The organism is Agrobacterium pusense, assembly GCF_900102105.1.
GTDB lineage: Bacteria > Pseudomonadota > Alphaproteobacteria > Rhizobiales > Rhizobiaceae > Agrobacterium > Agrobacterium pusense.
Genome location: NZ_FNBB01000020.1, coordinates 22,354 through 38,477, shown reverse-complemented (window position 1 = coordinate 38,477; position 16,124 = coordinate 22,354). Strand labels below are relative to the sequence as shown.

Below are 16,124 nucleotides of genomic sequence, written 5' to 3'. Positions count from 1 at the left end.
AATCTCGATGGCGCCATGTGTCGCAAGGAGATCCGCACGTTGTCGCAATCCCTGACGCTGCGCTACGACAAGGTGCTGTTCATCCTCGATCCGACCGAGATTTCCACGCCTTTGGCAGGTAAGAAGGTGATTGTCTGCGACTATCCGGACGGACGGCTCGAGATCATGCACGAGAGCTATGCCCTGCCCTATAGAACCTTCGATACGTTACGCTCGGTGCATCGTGCCGAGGTCGTCGACAACAAGCGGCTGGACGACATGTTGTCGATCGTCGCCGAGATGCAGACCGGCAGAGAACAGCAGCGCAGCAAGGGCGGACCACGGCGCACCGGGCAGAAAGATCATATGTTCGGTATTCGCGACGGCAGCACGGCGAACGGGTATCAGAAGCGTGGCCGCAAGCCGGGTCGGCGGACGGATTTCATGAACGATCCAGCGGTGATTGCGAAGCGCGAGAAAGCATTATCGAAGCAGCCGGCGGCGGAATAAGACGTTCAATGCACCCCGATGTCGCTTTGTGTATCCGATTCCAGCTGCAGGCAGGCGGACCAAAGTGGCGTCTTGTGGAAGGATCCATCCTGGAAAATCGTGAGCCCTTCTCGTGCCTCGTAGAGCAGGCCGAGCCAGCACAGGCGCCTCAGGACGCCATATTGGACATCGGATTTTCAGTTCCCAGGCTTCCAGGGTCATTTCGGTGTCTGATAGGGGCGCGAAGTCTGGATTGAGGATTTTTACAACATCCAATGGCGTGCAACCTTCTCTGGCCTTGATATTGAGAAGGTTGAGGAACATGCGCCACCAGCGCAATCGCGCCTGAACGTCCTCTGGCCGATCGGTCACGTGGACATACGAATAGAGATAGTCCGTGGCGACCAGATCGAAGAAGGCTTGCGGGTTCAGCAGAAACTCGCGACCTCGTTTGGTTGGCAGCAGAACATTCTTTTTCCGGCGAAGCAATTTTAGATGGCGAGCCATGTCGCGCACGACCCAGAGCGGTGGCATGTCGCTCTCATTGAGCACCTTGTGCATGCTGTAGAGATCTTTGGCTGTGAAGTCGGGCCAGAGGAAGTTCACAGCCGCCCAATGCACGAACTTGCGGTTCATGGCGCCGGTTGCCGTCAATCCTATACCACCTTCGCCGTCAGCATAGGCAACGGACAGAAGCATGCCGCGAACAAGTGGTGACAGCGCGGCAACATCGACATCACCCTGCAGCTTGATTTCCGGAAGCATCGTTCAGCTTTGATCCCTACCCGCTCAATTCAGATGAAAGCGAGTATCAGCCGACGACTGAACAATTGCTACTGAGAAAGCTAAAGCCGAAGGGGTGCCCCTCACCCGCCCCCGCTCCTCCCTTGCAACCCGGCCCAGCCGGTCGGATCGGGGGCTGATCCGGGGAGCAAGTGTCGCATTTCTATATGGCCACCGCCGTCGCATCCCTATTCAGCTTTGACAAAATGTGTAGCCGGTTACATTCTATTTCCAAGTGCGACATGCCAATGTTTTCAATGGTTTAACTTTGGTGATTTTGGCATGTCCCGATGCTATACGCAGCTTGCTCTCGCCGACCGACGACGCCTACATCAGCTGGTGGCGGCAAAAGTTCCCATCAACGAAATGGCCCGTCAGCTTGGCCGCCATCGTTCGACGATTTACCGCGAGATAAAGCGCAACACGTTTCGCGATCGTGAACTGCCGGACTACGACGGCTACTACAGCACGGTAGCTCACGATATCTCCAAGGACCGGCGAAGCCGGCTGAGAAAGCTGCGGCGGCACCCGAATTTACGCACGGAGATCATCACCCAGTTGGAGGCACGCTGGTCTCCGGAGCAGATTGCCGGGCGCCTGTTGTTGGAGGGGCGCAGCCTCGTCCGCGTCTCGCGTCCTCAATCAAAGTCGGACCAGCGCCGCGCGTGCCACTCACGCAGTGACGATGTTGAACCAGAACGGAAACTCGTCGAGCATTCCCGCAAACTCGCTCAGCTTCTGACGATCGCCGTCGACCTTGGCGGCGCCCGACTGGATAGCCTTCTCCACGGTCAGATTTCCGAGCTGGATGTCGTCGAGGGTGGCCTTCGACAGGGACAACGTTGCCTCAGGCGAGCCGGCCTTGGTGGAATAGTTCAGGACGCCGTTCTCGATCGTGACGGTGAACTTCTTGCCCAGATCGGCGAAGTCGAAGGCGACCTGTAGCTTCTTTCCCGCCGCCTTCTCCGCGTTCAGCTTCACGGCGAGATAGTCGAAGAGCAGCTCCGGAGGCATCGCCCGTACCGTGTCCGGCCCCGCGGTATTGATGCTGCCGACAGTCGGGACCCCGTGCCGTAGCTCTAGAGCACCCTGAAGATAGATAGAACGCCACGGCCCAGATTCCGCCTGATACCCCATCTGCTCGTAGGCGTCGGCCAGAAGTTCCTTGGCGGCCTGGTTGCCCGCGTCCGCGAAGACGACATGCTTCAACGCTTCGGCGACCCAGCGGTACTCGCCACTGTCGAAGTCCGCCTTCGCCTTCTCCAGCACGGCTGCCGGGCCGCCCATGTAGTCGAGATACTTCTTAGCCTTCTCCTCCGGCGGCAGTTCGTCGAGCGTCGACGGATTGCCGTCGTAGAAGCCCATGTAGAACTGGTAGATGGCGCGCGTATTGTGCTTGAGGCTGCCGTAGTAGCCGCGGTTGAACCACGCCCGGTCGAGTTCGGGCGGGAGCTCGATCATGTTGGATATCTCGACCCCCGTATATCCCTTGTTCATCAGGTTGACCGTCTGGTCGTGCATGTACTTGTAGAGGTCGCGCTGCTTCTTCCAGTATTCAACGACCTTCTGCGTCTCCCACATCGGCCAGTGATGAGCCTGGAACTTGAAGTCGGTCTTGTCGCCGTAAAGCTGGATGGTCTCGTCGAGGAACTTCGCCCACTTCGAGGCGTCCCTCACCTGCGCGCCGCGAAGGGTCAGGATGTTGTGCATCGTGTTAGTCGTGTTCTCAGCCATCCACATCCCACGGAACTGCGGGAGATAGGTGTTCATTTCCGCGGGCGCCTCCGTTCCGGGCGTCACCTGGAAGACCATCGTCACCCCGTCGATGACGATTTCCTCGCCCGTCTTCTTGACTTCGCGTGTGGGCAGGATCAGTCCCGAATTGCCATGCGCGATCGTCTGACCGAGACCTGCGTTCACGCCGCCCATCGGGTCACGTGCCAGCAGTGGACCGTACATGTAGATGCCACGGCGGCCCATCGCGTTTCCCGCGATGACGAACTCGCTGATCGCATGTTCGGTAAAATGTTCCGGGGCGATGATCTGGACCTTGCCGGTCACGACGTCCTTCTCGTCTACGAGCGCCCGAACGCCGCCGTAGTGGTCGCCATGCGAATGGCTATATACGACGGCCAGCACAGGCCGCTTACCGAGTTTGTCGCTTACCAGTTCGTAGGCCGCCTTCGTGCTCTCCAACGCGCTTCCCGCGTCGAGAACGATCCAGCCCGTGTCTCCCTGAACGAAGGTCACGTTGGCGAGGTCGTAGCCGCGGACCTGGAAGATGCGGTCGTGGACCTTGAAGAGGCCGTACTGCATGTTGAGCTGAGCGTTCCGCCACAGGCTCGGGTTGACGGTGTCGGGAGCCGGCTTGTCGACGTCGATGAACTTCTTATACTGCTCGAGATCCCAGACGACGCCGCCCTCGTCGTCCTTGATGGTCAGTACGTCGGGCTTGGCAATGAGCCCCCTCGTCGCGTTTTCGAAGTCCTCGCGGTCGTCGAAGTTCAACATTTTCCGGAGCGCTTCGTTCGCTGCCTTAGTCGCTTCCGTCGCGGGCTTAGGTTGGATGCCCGTCGTCGCAGGTTCCTGCGCCGCGGCAGGAGGGCCCGCTACCGCCGATCCCAGTCCAAGAAGGGCTAGAGCCGACGTGGCACGCAAGACGCTACGACGATCAAGTTCGAATTCGGACATTTCAAATGCTCCCTTCTGGAATACGTTGAAGTGAAGAAGTCATTGCCGCGGACAGTCACGGAGCCGGATGGGCTTCTGGGAAATTCCATCGCCCGTCGAGTATCTCCGGCTTCGGGCGGTAAAGCCGGACCATGTAGTTCCAGCCGTCCATGATCGGCAGGCAGTTGGACGTCTTTCCGTCGCATCCGCCGAAACGGATGGTGACGGCGCCGTCGCCGTCCCTGCTGGCCGTGAGGTTGTTGAGCGTGTAGGCGTCGTGCGGGTTCTTCTGGTAGTAGCCGTCACGGTTGTAGAGGCTGACGGACCAAAAACCGTCCACCGGCACGTCCTTGACCTTGAGAACATAGTTCGTATTGCCGTCGTTTCGGGGTGGCACGACGTTCAGGTAGATGGCGTCGCGAGCGGGATTCGCGCCCCATGCTGACGCCGCGCCGACGAGATAGTGGACGGGATCCACCTCCTCCTTGGTGCCGAATGCGCGTCGTGTATCGGAAACGGTCGCGGCAAGAACCAGAAGCGCTTCCCGTATCCTCTTCTGACTCTCCTTGTCCCAGTTGGGCACCTCGAACTTCCCCGGTCCACCCGGCTGAGAGACCGTCAGGGCGTCCTGGAGGGCGTGCACACGTTCGAGATCCTTCGGGTCAGTTGGATCGACCAGTGTCCGGACCCCTGCCATCGCGTATCGCGTCCCGATCCTGCTCTTGTCGAGAACGTGTTCTCCAGGGCCGTATTCCGTCCAGGTGTACTGGTCCTCGGTGATAACCTGCAGTGACATGAAGCGGCTTCCCGCGTCAGGGAGCGTAATCGTCACGGGACCAGCGTCGAGATCGAACACCCTAGTCGAGTAGAGGGTGTCGCGGTTGCCGCGAATGACCGCCTGATGGTCGATCGGGAGAAGCTCCCTGATGTGGTTCCATGCACCAAAGCCGCCGTCGGCGACCGAGTGGCCGAAATAGAGATCGCTCTCGGCCCGCACGAAGTTATCGATGGTGACAGGCTCAATCTTGTCGTAAGCTGCATTGGCAGGCGAATTGGTCACAGCCAGCGCGTAAACGGCCAGTGCAAGGAGGGGCAAATTCTTCATATCCAGCACTCCTATCTTTCGGCTACCTTGTCGACGTCGGCTAGCTTCCAAGTCTTGTCAAAGAAGGCCTTTGTCGGTCCGTAGACCCGCAGCATCAGCTCGAATCCGCGGTTCGGATCGGTAGGAATCCAGTTGGATAGCTGGCCCTCCGGAGGTTTGGGCCCAATGATGACGTCCACGGAGCCGTCGGCGTTCGCCCTGAGGTCGTTCGCGTTCGATGCCCGGCTGGATCGCTCCGCCCCCTTGATGAGCGCGTGGGTCTCGCGGTCGTAGGCGGTAACGGACCAATAGAGCTCCACGGGAGCATTGGGTGGAATGGTAAGCCGGTAGGTAGCGCCGCCTTGGAGCGGCTGGCCGTCCTTGTCCTTGATGGTCATCAGGTAGAACTGCCCGGCCCCAAGGTGCTTCGCACTGAAATATCCCAACGAATACATGACCCCGCGAGCTGTGACCGGATAGCTTTCCGGTGACGCGAAGTTGGTTGACATGCCTTCGATCACATCCGTCGAAACGGGCAGTCCCCATCCCGTCCCCTCGTAGAAGGGCACGAACGCGGCTTCATACTTCGAGTCGATCCAGTCGCGCGCTTCACCCGCGGCCCGGTCGAGCAACGCGCGCCGTTGGTCATCGAGCTGGAAAGACTGGCCTTTAGCGATGCCGATCGATCGCAGCATGTCGATCATGACCCTGTCCCTTTCTAGCCACGGCTCCCGCTGCACCACGCGGTCCAGGGCTTGGAAGAAACCGGCGTCGTAGCGGATGGTAGAGTCGTAGAGCTTGTCTGCAGCGTCTACGAATGTGGTGCTGGGGTTCTGGCCCGCCTCGGACAGTGGATAGAGCTTGACGTTCCTGCCGTATGCGACAGCTCTGGTCACGTCCGCATCTTTGTGACTTTTCAAGTTCGAGCGCAGAAGCGCGAAACCGGAGTAGGTTGACGGGCGGAGCGGAATGAATCCGTCCGGCACGGCCTCTACGTATCCCGGTGGCAGGATTAGGTAACTGCCTCCCTTGCCCTTGTCGGCGCCCGCCGGACCTACGTCTTCCACAGCGGTCTGCCAGGCGTCGTCTATGCTGCCCGTGATTGTTCCATCGCCTGCTGGAGGAATTTCAAGAACGACCGGACCGACATCCTTCGTGTTGTAGAACGGCATGAGGTAGATCGTGTCGGGATTGGGAGTGAGCGTCTGGTTCTTCCAGGTGAGGGGTTTCGACCAGTAGATAATCTGGTTCCAGTCGCCCCCGGCCTCGACGGCCGCCAAATACATCAGTTCAAAGTTGACTGCTGGCATGCCCCAAACTAGGGCCTCGACGGCGCGGTTCTCCATCTGCCGCCTCTCCAAACCGCCGATGGCCCGGCCCTCGTGGGGCAGGAACAGCACTGCACTGCAGGTCAGAGCCAAGACAAACGATCTCATCGCATTCTCCCGTATTTTTGCCGGAAGATGTGCCCGAGGTGGCGCTGCGGTAAGTACGTTACGGTAACGCCGCAGATCTGCGGGTGGTCGTTACGGTTACGAGGTGGAATGTCCCCAGCCCTTCCCTAAGGTGGGAACCCGATGGAGACCCACATGCGCAAGACGCTCGCCGTCCCACTCGTCCTGCTAGTCGCCTCCTGCGGACATCCGATGGGGGTCATGCAGCCTGTTGCTGTCGGACCGGGTTCGCCCAAGACAACGAAGGTGGACATGCTGGTCGCGACGACGCGCCAGCCTTCGGGCGATTCGTCCACGCTCTTCAACGGGGAGCGGAGTCCCCGCCCCCACTTTACCGACGTCGCGGTCTCCATTCCGGAGCACCGCGCACCTGGAACGGTCCAATGGCCGAAGCGGCTACCGCCGGACCTACGAACCGACTTCGCCGTCACGCGGGTTCGACCGGTGACCACCATGCAGGAAGGACGACTGTGGTTCCGCCAGCACGTCCAGGCGGGTCATGCGCTTGTCTTCGTTCACGGCTTCAACAACCGCTACGAAGACTCCGTCTTCAGGCTGGCGCAGATCGTCCACGATAGCGGCATGAGGGCGACGCCCATCCTGTTCACGTGGCCGTCGCGGGCGCAACTGACCGCGTACGAATACGACAAGGAGAGCACCAACTACTCCCGAACGGCGCTAGAGCAGTCGCTGCGTGTGCTGTCACAGGACCCGGCGGTGAAAGACATCACGGTCCTCGCGCACTCAATGGGGACATGGCTGGCGATGGAGTCGCTGCGTCAGATGGGCATCCGGGACGGGCACGTGAATGCCAAGATCCACAACGTAATCCTGGCCTCGCCCGACATCGACATTCAGGTCTTTGCCAAGCAGTACGTTGAGATGGGCTCGCCGAAGCCGAAGTTCACGATCTTCGTCTCCCAGGACGATCGGGCGCTCGCCGCATCCAGCTTCATCACCGGCAACGTCTCCCGCCTCGGATCGATCGATCCGTCTAAGGAACCGTACCGGTCGAAGCTAGAGGCGGCGGGCGTCACCGCCATCGACCTTACGAAGGTCAAGACGGAGGACGGACTCCATCATGGCAAATTCGCGGAAAGCCCGGAGATCGTCCAGCTCATCGGCCAGCGGCTGATGACGGGGCAGCCTCTGACCGACACCAACATCACGCTCGGCGAAGGCGTGGCGGCCGTGGTCGGGGGTACCGTCCGCACCGTCGGTACCGTCGCAGGCACGGCGGTGGCCGCACCCTTGACGGTGGTGGAGCAGCCTGGCCGTTCGAACGCGGAAACAGACGTGACGCCGACGCTCGTAGAGGACCCGAAGTCGAAGCCGCTGATGAACTAGAGCGGAAGCACGATCTCGCATTAACGAGAAGCACGCATGACCATGACGGAAGGAAGGGTTGACTGGATTACGGCCGTGGTCGTCGGCCTCCTCGTTGGTTGGATGGCGGAGCGCTTCATGCACACCGACGTCCATCCTGTCGTGAACGTGGCTACCTCGGTCGCGGACGCTCTGATGATGAACGTCCTCCTCGATTGGATCGGTTTTCCCTATGGGCGGCCTGTTCGGCTACGGAAGCAAGGGCTTCGTCGGCTCCTGCATACTTCTCGCCCGCTGCTCGTGCTGCGCAAGCGGCGGGAGGCAAGAAGGGAACGGAGCTGCGATTAGGCGCCGCCGAGGAGGGGCAGGCTCGGAAAGCCACCCACCTCCCCCGTTGTCAGAAGTGGAACACCAGCCCCACGATCGGCCCGTGCTCGACGATGTCGCTGGTGAGGCCGCCGCTGGAATAGTTCACGCCCAGCGCGCGGTAGCCGGCGATAGCCGATATGGAGTCCTTCCACTTGTAGCCGACGCCCGCCATAACGTCCCAGTCGATGTCCGCGCCGCCCGCGCCCACGAGGCCCCAGCCTGTCAGGTACCAGGTGGGTGTCAGCGAATAGACCCCCCTGAAGCCGACGATTCCGTCCACCCATGTCGCCTCGTCGCGTCCCGAGACGCCGTCGAGCGCCCCGCCGTGGAAGCCGATCGTCGTCTCCGTCCACCAGAGCTTCGCACCGCCGACGGCGTCGAGGCGGCCCTGCTCGTTCTCGAGAATGGTGTAGCCGACGCCCACCATGGCGGTGAAGGTCTCCTGCTTCAGGCTGATAGAATCGGCAACGATCCCCCGCGGCGTCGCGTCGCTGCTCGTCACGCGGGCGTACGAGATGTCCGTCAGGATGCTGAGGTCGCCGTAGCGGGCCTCGCCTGCGCCCATGAAGCCGAAGTCGACGTCCTTGAGGATATCGCCGAAGCTCTCGTCGCTGTGGACCTCGGGAAGGCCGAACACGGCGGTATCGCCGGTGATGCCGGCAATCCAGAGGTAGGGAGAGAACGAGAAGGTCCAGTGATCGGGCCTTTCCTCGACCGGTTGCGGAGCGTAGGCGGGGAGGAAGTCGGCCGCGCCTGCAGGAGCGGCGGCGGCAAGCAGGACGGCAAGAACGGTAAGGTGTCGCTTCATCGATAGTCTCCCCTGAGGTTCTCCGGAGATGAAACATCGGCCTGCGGGAGCGTTGAAGTACGTTACTGTAACGAAGAGCTACAGCGACGCCATGGTATCCCCGCCCAGTCTTCCTCCTGCGGCTCGCACGCCTTCCACCACAGCCCTTGCGAGGCTCCTTTCCATCCTGCGAGCGCTGAGGTTAGCGAGAAGGTTTTCTTCGAAATCCGGCTCACGCGCGTTGAGAGCGGCCAGACGGCTTCGGCCCTCTTCCGCCGAGAGACGCGCCGTGGCGGCGATCCTCAAAGTCCGGACCAGGATGTCTCCGCAGTTGATACCTTCCGCGTAGTCCCGCGCGCGGGCGAAATCACCGCGTCTGTACGAGTCGAGCGCCAGGGTCAGAACCGCAGCGCGGGGCGGGTTAGTCCCCGCGGCCGCCCGACGGGCCATCGCGGCGCCCTCTTCCCATCGTCCGGCATAGGTCAGGAAGAGCGCCACCTTCGCAGCGAGTTCCTCGTTGTCGGGGTTCGTGGCGATGGCGCGCCGCCCGGACTCGAGCGCCGCCTCGATCTGCCCGGCGGCAAATCGTGCGAACATCAGCGCGAGCGCGGCCCGGTTGGAACCCGGAGCCGCCACGGCCGCGGCGTTAGCCAGCGCCAGGGCCTCGTCCACCGGCTCGGTGTCGCTTGCGTCGTGCCGCGCAACCACCAGGAACCGCGACAGGGTCGCCTTGGCGTCGGCGTCGGAGGGATCTGCCGCAACCGTCGCCTTCAGGCACTTACCAAGTCTATCGAGATTCTCAAACATGCCTTCGTCCATCGCGGCTTCGGCCTGGAGGACGCAAGGGTTTCCGAGCGTCCCCGCGCGCGCCGTCTCGATCCGGCTGATGACGCCTCGGGTGGAGGCCAGTTGCCTGGCCACGACCGGAACGAGAACCTCCCGGATCGAGCCTACGTCCATTCCGTCTTCGGGGGCGGATTCCACTCCGGCCGTGAGAATTTCGGCGCTGCGCGCATCGGTGACCTGCCACCAAACGCTTCGACTGCGGCCGTCCATGATGTACTTCAGATCGACACGATACTTCCATCTCGGCCCCTCGCCATCCGGTTCCAACGGCTTCTGGCGAGAATCCAAGACACGGAGAGTTTCGAACCTGGACAGTGCGACTAGCAGGTAGTCCGACGCTCGGGACGCCTCTGCCGCGGTGGCGGGATCGTCCGAGGTCATGTTGATAAGAACGCCCGGCTTGTCTACGAGCGTAGCGGGCGCGGTTTGTAAAACGCCGGGGCTAACAACGACCGCACCCAATGCCGCAACCGCGGATGCTGCGGCTACAAGCGGAAGCAGGATCGGTCGCCGGCGCGTTGCTGCGGGCGGTAGAGGCTGCTCGGACGGCGCCACCGGCCCAGACGTAGCCGGTTCCGGGAACGGAAGCTCCGTTTCCTGGATGTTCGGAAGAGGTTTAGGCCCACCTGGAATACGTGAAAACCGCGGGACATAGCGTCCTTTGGGAACCTCGATCCTGAGGCCGCCGGGCGTGCCGTACGCGTCGTAGTACTGGTCAAGACCGCTGCGGAGCCGGTTGGCTTCGATACGGACGATGGGATCATTCTGTCCGTCAAAGCTTTCAGGTCGCCCGAAGACGTCGATAGCGATGACGTAGGCCTTGACCCCGCCACTGCCGTGGTTGAACCGCGCCTCTGCAATATATTTCAGGAACTGCCTGTTACGCTCCGCAACCCTAAGGCGGGGGTCCGCCAGGAGCCTTTCGAGCTCCGCCATGGCCTCGTCCTGCGGTATTTGGTCGAGATCGATATCGCTCTGCCTGCCGTCCATCGCACGTCCCCTCATGATACAACGCGGGCTATCTGAGCATTTCAAGCCGCTGATATACGCCACAATCGGACTAAAGTCGAACGTGTTCCTCTACCACCACACCGCGAGATTGCAGAGTGTCCCTCAGTGGGACGGATTGTCGTGCTCCAGACACAGGCGGATCACGTCGCTCTCGATGTCGTCGCAGATCCGCAGGTACTCCTCGAGCATGGCTGAGCTTGCCTCAGACTGTGACCGGAGCCGTTCGAGCGTGGAGGACGCTTCGTCATAGGCCTCAAAGAGGTTGGCGACTGTCGGCTGTGTGTTATGGACGAGCTGGAGCCTTCCCCTGAGCCGAGGCAGCCTGAGCATCAGCTTGAGCCTGCCCCGCTCCTGCGAGACCCCTGCGTCCACCTGGCCTCTCCTCTTCCCGACGCTGAAGGACAATCGTGCGCCGGCCCCGAAAGGGATGGAAGTAAGATACGGTAACGACTCCTTCCGGACCGGCCCTGAGAAGGCCGTTACGTCCAATGTTACTGTAACGATACTCATCAGGCGGCCGCGGATGTGGCTTCATGTCGTGAAAAAGGAGAACTCGACATGGAGCTTTGGAGGACGACGTCGCTGGCTTTAAGCCTTCTTCTTGCTGAACACGTGGCGGCGCAGGATCACTCAGACGTCAACGCTGCCAACAACCCGCTGACGCCGAAGATCACAATCAACTTTCAGGACTACTTTATCCCGAGCTTCAACGACGCGCCTGGCGACCCGCACGCCAACCAGTTCCTGCTCCGGGGCCTGATCCCCACAGACATGTTCGGCCTGCCCCAGCTTTTCCGCTTCACGCTCCCGATAGCCACCTCCCCGGACGTACCCGACGGCTACGTGACCGGGCTTGGTGACCTCACCTTAATCGACCTGTTCGTCCTGCCGAAGCAGGGAGAGATCACCTTCGCCGCTGGGCCGGTGCTGGTGCTGCCAACGGCGACCGACAGCTCGCTTGGGTCCGGGAAGTGGCAGATCGGAGCGTCCGGCGCGGTCGTCGCTCCACAGAGCTGGGGGCTGCTCGGCGGCTTCGTCACATACCAAACCTCCTTCGCAGGCTCCGACGACCGCGAAGACGTCAACCTCGCCACCATCCAGCCCATCGTCAACTTCAACCTAATGGACGGATGGTACCTACGCTCGTCGGCGATCTGGAACTTCAACCTGGAGAACGGCAGCAGCTACATCCCCGTCGGCCTCGGGATCGGCAAGGTGATCCCGCTCGAGAAGGGTATTACGATAAACGCGTTCGTCGAGCCCCAGTACACGGTCTGGCACGACGGGCCCGGCGCGCCACGCTGGCAGATCTTCGCCGGCGTGAACTTCCAGTTCCCGATCCGGAAGGCCTCCGAATGAAGTGGCTGCTTGCGCTGGCGCTGTCGTTGGTTTTCGCGGCCCATGTGCAGGCTCAGGACGGCGTCCAGGCATCGGGCATGGCTGCTCCCGCGGGAGAAGCCGGTGCGGGTGTAGCTGCCTGGGAGAGAACCGTCCGCTCCCATATCGACGCCGTCCTGGCCGCCGTACCCCGCATACCCGAGGAACTGGCGTCGACCGCCGCCCGCATACGCGCAGATGCACGATCCCACGGCTATCCTCCGATCCTTCTCGTCTTCGGCGGACTTGCCGCATTCGGGCTCGCGGCCGAACGGATCTACCGGAGCGGCCGTCCGTCCGAACGCGGTGCGGCGTCGGCGCTGCTCCCAATCGCTGTCTTCTCCGGAACCGTCGCCGTCGTCTTCTTCGCCGTAGACTGGCCCCCTCTCGGGCGGGTCGTCCTCCTCTGCTACCTCACCGCCTTCGTCTGCTATAGGATCGTCTCCGCCCTCGTCTCCCTTGCGATCCATCCGCCGTCGGCGACGTGGGCGAGGATGGCGGCGGCGGCTCTCCTTCTCGCCGTCGCGGGTTCGGCGGCGGGCAAGGCCGTAGGGGTGGCCCCGGACGTGGTCGCGGCAGTAACCTACCTCATGTCGCTTGTCGTGCTGGCTCTCGCCGTGGCCACCGCATGGTCGCTCGCGACGCCAGCCCGACCGTTCAAGAACCTCCTGATCATCGGTCTCGTGGCAGCGTGGATGCTGTGGTCTCTGGAGCTTCGGGTCCTGTTCTGGCTGGCGGTCTACGCCCTTCTACTTCCACCGCTGCTGCGGAGCGTGGGGAAGACCGCCGCCGCTCTCCTCCAGGAACACCTCCCGGATCTGAGGACGGTTCTGGTAGTGCGGGGAGCGCGAGCGCTGGTCGTGGTGCTAGCGGCCGCGTGGCTCGCACTGGTCTGGGAAATGAACCCCGACGGCGTCGGTCATCAGAATTCCTGGGTGACGTCCAACTTCTACGGCCTCCTGAAGAGCGTCGTGGTCGTTCTGGGCGCCGACCTTCTCTGGCAGATCGCCAGAAGCTGGATCGACCGAAAACTAGCCGGCCGGGCTTCCCCGACCGATGCGGCCGGGGCGGAACGTGAGGCGCGCCTGCGAACCCTGCTGCCCATCTTCCGCAACGCGCTCGCGGTGGTCGTTCTGGTCATGACGGCGCTCGTGGTCCTTGCCGAACTCGGCGTCCAGATCGGTCCCCTCGTAGCGGGGGCCGGCGTCTTCGGCGTCGCGATCGGCTTCGGCTCGCAGACGCTCGTGAAGGACGTGATCAGCGGCGTCTTCTACATGCTCGACGACGCGTTTCGGGTGGGAGAGTACATCCAGGCGAAGAACTACAAGGGAACCGTCGAAGGTTTCAGCCTCCGCTCGGTAAGGCTGCGCCACCATCGCGGTCCGATCTTCACCGTACCATTCGGCGAACTGGGCGCGGTGGAGAACATGAGCCGCGACTGGGGCGTCGTGAAGTTCCGCATTTCCGTCGGCTACGACACAGATGTCGAGAAGGTGCGCAAGCTCACCAAGAAGATCGGGGCCGGCCTCATGGAAGACCCGGAGCTGGGTCCGCTCTTTATCGAGCCGCTGAAGATGAAGGGGCTGGAGGAGTTCGGCGAGTACGGCCTCGTGCTGAGCTTCGGCATGACGCTGAAGCCGTCCCCGATGCAGTCCTTCGTGCGTCGTCGCGCCAACCTCCTGCTGCGCGAGGCGTTTACTTCGAACGGTATACAATTCGCGACGCCGAGCGTGCAGGTCGGAGGGGCGGAAACGGCCGGCGCGGAGGGGTCCGCGGCAGCAGCGGCGGCAAGGCTCCGGCTAAGGCAAGCGTCGCCGCCCGAGGCATGATGCGCGGCGATTGCGTTCCGATTTCGATGGAAGGATTCAATCATGTGGTTCCCAATCCTCGCCCGCCTCCCTTTCGCGCTAGCGGGCGTCGTCACAGGCTGGTTTGTAGCCGAGGGCACCGTGCGCTACGATATCGTACAGCTCGGCGTCTCGCTCGTGATGCTGGCCGCCTTCCTTGCATGCGGCATCTACGCGCCGGCCATTCTGCGCGCTCTTGGGGTTGTTCGCCGGCGCAGACGTTGACCACGCCCGATGTTACGTCGTCCGTAACTGTAACGTACTTCCGCCTAGGTGACCTACCCGCCAGCCTATCCGCATCCCGAACGATCGGGAGGAAAGGTAGGCGACGCGATGAAGATGAACGCTTCGCGCCTTGTCGTGGCGACGGCGGCCCTGCTGCTGACGGCGTCCGGCCTGATGGCGCAGGAGAAGAGGACGACGGAGCCGCGGATCGAACCGGAGTCCGTCGAGGCCCTGAAGAAGATGGGAGACCACCTCCAGTCGCTGAAGGTCTTCGGCCTGAAGGCGACGACGACCACGGATGTCGTTCTCGACAACGACCAGAAGCTGGAGATCGGCGGCACCGCGACCTACGAGGTCAGACGCCCCGACCGCCTGCGCATCGACCTTGCGACCGACGTCGTTCATGGCGAACTCGTCTACGACGGCAAGACGCTCGTCTACGCGTCGCCCGACCAGAACGTCTACGCGCAGGTTCCCGCGCCGCCCACGATCAAGGAGGCGCTCGAGGAGGCGGCCCAGAAGTACGACCTGTCGTTCCCGCTCGCCGACCTGTTCTCCTGGGGCACGCCGGACGCGCCCATCGACCTGATCAAGGAAGGCTTCTTCGTCGGCCACGCCTTCGTAAACGGCCGGGAGACCGACCACTGGGCGTTCCGCGGCGCGGACCAGGACGCCGAGATCTGGATCGCCACGGAGGGCGGCCCCCTGCCCCTGAAGATATCGCTGGTCGACCGCGAGGATCTGACGCGTCCCCGTATCACATCCGTGCTGGAGTGGACGGAGAACGCCACCATCGCCGACGACGTCTTCGCGTACAAGCCGGCCGAGGGAGCCCAGAAGATCAGGTTTCTGAACGAGGAGGACAGGAAATGAAGGCGCGCCTTCTGTTCACAGCCCTTCTGACAACGGCACTCGTCGTTCCCCAGTTGGCCGAGGCACGCGGCGGCTTCGGCGGCCGGATGCCACGGATGAACTTCGGCGGCGGCGGCATGCATGGAGGCTACCATCCTGGCGGAGGCGGCTTCCGTGGATTCAACACGCCGACGCATTTCGAGCCCCGCTTCCACCCCGCCGTCGCTCCACACCCGGCGCACGGTCCTCGCCCCGCTCCCCGCCCGCCCGGTCCGGATCCTGCTGGAGGCGGGGGACATCATCCTCATCCCCCGACGCCCGGTCCGCATCCGCCCGGTCCCCATCCAGGGCCGCATCCGCCGGGTCCGCATCCACTACCGCCACCGCCTCCTCCTCCGCCACCCGGCCCATACTGGCCCGGATACTGGGGACCGGCGGCCGTGTGGGGAGCCACCGCCACCGCCGTCGCCGTCGGCACCATCATCGCGACGCTGCCCCCAGATTGCACGACGGTCGTGGTCAATGGAGTGTCCTACAGGGACTGTGGCGGCAACTGGTTCGAACCGCGCTACGACGGTCACACCGTGATTTATGTCGCAGTGAGCGACCCAAGGTGAGCAGATTAGCAGGATGAGCGGCCGGGGTCTTCGTCCGGCCGCTCGGTGCGGTACCCGGACAGCGGTGCATGTTGATTTCCAGCAATGAAAGTGTTCTATCTTGGTGCAGTTGGCGAGACGGTCAGGCGCACGTATGTCCAAGCAGTATCATGAGCGATGGGAGAGGCCGGTGACCGTGCAGCTTCCCTCCAATGGGACGCAGGTCGTCGCCTCGGCGCATGAGGCCGCCGAATGCCTGATGGAACTGTGGGCCCCTAAGGACGTCTCCGACGAATACGACGAGGCGTTGCGCGTCTGTCTTGCGGTCTACGAGGGCGAGCTACCGCCCGAGGCTGCGCGCGCGGCCTTCGTAGCCGCGGCAGCGGCCGCCTCGCTCCCGCACGATCAATAAAGCACCGGGACCGGCAG

14 protein-coding genes and 3 pseudogenes are annotated in these 16,124 nt (G+C 62.6%); 10 read left to right on the top strand and 7 right to left on the bottom strand.

Features of this window, described 5'->3' with window-relative positions; all coding sequences use genetic code 11:
- Window positions 1-489: pseudogene (locus BLU28_RS25385) on the top strand (ISNCY family transposase); the annotation flags it as partial.
- 5 nt (window positions 490-494) lie between these two features.
- Here BLU28_RS25385 and BLU28_RS25380 read toward each other — a convergent pair.
- Window positions 495-1,233: pseudogene (locus tag BLU28_RS25380) on the bottom strand (hypothetical protein).
- A 300-nt stretch (window positions 1,234-1,533) separates the two neighbouring features.
- Here BLU28_RS25380 and BLU28_RS25375 point away from each other — a divergent pair.
- A pseudogene (locus BLU28_RS25375) lies at window positions 1,534-1,887 on the top strand (transposase); the annotation flags it as partial.
- A gap of 36 nt (window positions 1,888-1,923) precedes the next feature.
- On the opposite strand, the gene BLU28_RS25370 reads toward BLU28_RS25375, so the two are convergent.
- The 3 genes from BLU28_RS25370 to BLU28_RS25360 are packed head-to-tail and all read right to left on the bottom strand — an operon-like array spanning window position 1,924 to window position 6,441.
- Window positions 1,924-3,942, bottom strand: coding sequence for an alkyl/aryl-sulfatase (locus BLU28_RS25370; protein WP_077986900.1), 2,019 nt, complete (start codon window positions 3,940-3,942; stop codon window positions 1,924-1,926).
- Between the two features lie 55 nt (window positions 3,943-3,997).
- Window positions 3,998-5,026: a DUF1254 domain-containing protein gene (locus tag BLU28_RS25365; protein ID WP_077986903.1), complete on the bottom strand. Its 1,029-nt coding sequence runs from the start codon at window positions 5,024-5,026 to the stop codon at window positions 3,998-4,000.
- Window positions 5,027-5,037: 11 nt separating this feature from the next.
- Window positions 5,038-6,441 (bottom strand): DUF1254 domain-containing protein, encoded by a 1,404-nt coding sequence (locus BLU28_RS25360; RefSeq protein ID WP_077986899.1) that lies wholly within the window; start codon window positions 6,439-6,441, stop codon window positions 5,038-5,040.
- Window positions 6,442-6,594: 153 nt separating this feature from the next.
- Between BLU28_RS25360 and BLU28_RS25355 the strand changes: the two genes are divergently transcribed.
- Together BLU28_RS25355 and BLU28_RS25350 are read left to right on the top strand one after the other, a co-directional pair.
- Window positions 6,595-7,806, top strand: a complete 1,212-nt coding sequence (locus BLU28_RS25355) for an alpha/beta hydrolase (RefSeq protein WP_077986898.1) — start codon at window positions 6,595-6,597, stop codon at window positions 7,804-7,806.
- Window positions 7,807-7,842: 36 nt separating this feature from the next.
- On the top strand, window positions 7,843-8,133 hold the full coding sequence (locus tag BLU28_RS25350) for a hypothetical protein (RefSeq protein WP_077986897.1): 291 nt from the start codon (window positions 7,843-7,845) through the stop codon (window positions 8,131-8,133).
- A 49-nt stretch (window positions 8,134-8,182) separates the two neighbouring features.
- Here BLU28_RS25350 and BLU28_RS25345 read toward each other — a convergent pair whose 3' ends face one another.
- From BLU28_RS25345 to BLU28_RS25335, 3 genes are all read right to left on the bottom strand, one after another.
- Window positions 8,183-8,962: a hypothetical protein gene (locus BLU28_RS25345; RefSeq protein ID WP_006699002.1), complete on the bottom strand. Its 780-nt coding sequence runs from the start codon at window positions 8,960-8,962 to the stop codon at window positions 8,183-8,185.
- A gap of 78 nt (window positions 8,963-9,040) precedes the next feature.
- A complete protein-coding gene (locus BLU28_RS25340) occupies window positions 9,041-10,777 on the bottom strand; it encodes a hypothetical protein (RefSeq protein WP_077986896.1) in 1,737 nt (578 codons plus the stop codon).
- Between the two features lie 123 nt (window positions 10,778-10,900).
- Entirely contained in the window at window positions 10,901-11,170 is a 270-nt protein-coding gene (locus BLU28_RS25335) for a hypothetical protein (RefSeq protein WP_077986902.1), read from the bottom strand.
- 186 nt (window positions 11,171-11,356) lie between these two features.
- Here BLU28_RS25335 and BLU28_RS25330 point away from each other — a divergent pair, with 186 nt between their 5' ends.
- The 6 genes from BLU28_RS25330 (at window position 11,357) to BLU28_RS25305 (ending at window position 16,107) form a co-directional block, all read left to right on the top strand.
- Window positions 11,357-12,157, top strand: a complete 801-nt coding sequence (locus BLU28_RS25330; RefSeq protein WP_077986895.1) for a hypothetical protein — start codon at window positions 11,357-11,359, stop codon at window positions 12,155-12,157.
- Window positions 12,154-14,004, top strand: coding sequence for a mechanosensitive ion channel family protein (locus BLU28_RS25325; protein WP_077986894.1), 1,851 nt, complete (start codon window positions 12,154-12,156; stop codon window positions 14,002-14,004). Before BLU28_RS25330 ends, BLU28_RS25325 begins: the two co-directional genes overlap by 4 nt.
- Window positions 14,005-14,046: 42 nt before the next feature.
- Window positions 14,047-14,247 (top strand): hypothetical protein, encoded by a 201-nt coding sequence (locus tag BLU28_RS25320; RefSeq protein WP_077986893.1) that lies wholly within the window; start codon window positions 14,047-14,049, stop codon window positions 14,245-14,247.
- Window positions 14,248-14,355: 108 nt separating this feature from the next.
- Window positions 14,356-15,120: a DUF2092 domain-containing protein gene (locus BLU28_RS25315; protein WP_077986892.1), complete on the top strand. Its 765-nt coding sequence runs from the start codon at window positions 14,356-14,358 to the stop codon at window positions 15,118-15,120.
- Between the two features lie 419 nt (window positions 15,121-15,539).
- Entirely contained in the window at window positions 15,540-15,716 is a 177-nt protein-coding gene (locus BLU28_RS26525; RefSeq protein ID WP_006698994.1) for a hypothetical protein, read from the top strand.
- A gap of 169 nt (window positions 15,717-15,885) precedes the next feature.
- Window positions 15,886-16,107 carry a DUF982 domain-containing protein gene (locus tag BLU28_RS25305; protein WP_175477744.1) on the top strand — a complete coding sequence of 74 codons (222 nt, stop codon included), beginning with the start codon at window positions 15,886-15,888 and terminating at the stop codon, window positions 16,105-16,107.
- Window positions 16,108-16,124 lie beyond the last annotated feature (17 nt).

Coding starts and splice junctions, on each gene's coding strand:
- BLU28_RS25370 (WP_077986900.1), bottom strand. CDS start 3,942: ATGTCCGAATTCGAACTTGATCGTCGTAGCGTCTTGCGTGCCACGTCG.
- BLU28_RS25365 (WP_077986903.1), bottom strand. CDS start 5,026: ATGAAGAATTTGCCCCTCCTTGCACTGGCCGTTTACGCGCTGGCTGTG.
- BLU28_RS25360 (WP_077986899.1), bottom strand. CDS start 6,441: ATGAGATCGTTTGTCTTGGCTCTGACCTGCAGTGCAGTGCTGTTCCTG.
- BLU28_RS25355 (WP_077986898.1), top strand. CDS start 6,595: ATGCGCAAGACGCTCGCCGTCCCACTCGTCCTGCTAGTCGCCTCCTGC.
- BLU28_RS25350 (WP_077986897.1), top strand. CDS start 7,843: ATGACCATGACGGAAGGAAGGGTTGACTGGATTACGGCCGTGGTCGTC.
- BLU28_RS25345 (WP_006699002.1), bottom strand. CDS start 8,962: ATGAAGCGACACCTTACCGTTCTTGCCGTCCTGCTTGCCGCCGCCGCT.
- BLU28_RS25340 (WP_077986896.1), bottom strand. CDS start 10,777: ATGGACGGCAGGCAGAGCGATATCGATCTCGACCAAATACCGCAGGAC.
- BLU28_RS25330 (WP_077986895.1), top strand. CDS start 11,357: ATGGAGCTTTGGAGGACGACGTCGCTGGCTTTAAGCCTTCTTCTTGCT.
- BLU28_RS25325 (WP_077986894.1), top strand. CDS start 12,154: ATGAAGTGGCTGCTTGCGCTGGCGCTGTCGTTGGTTTTCGCGGCCCAT.
- BLU28_RS25320 (WP_077986893.1), top strand. CDS start 14,047: ATGTGGTTCCCAATCCTCGCCCGCCTCCCTTTCGCGCTAGCGGGCGTC.
- BLU28_RS25315 (WP_077986892.1), top strand. CDS start 14,356: ATGAAGATGAACGCTTCGCGCCTTGTCGTGGCGACGGCGGCCCTGCTG.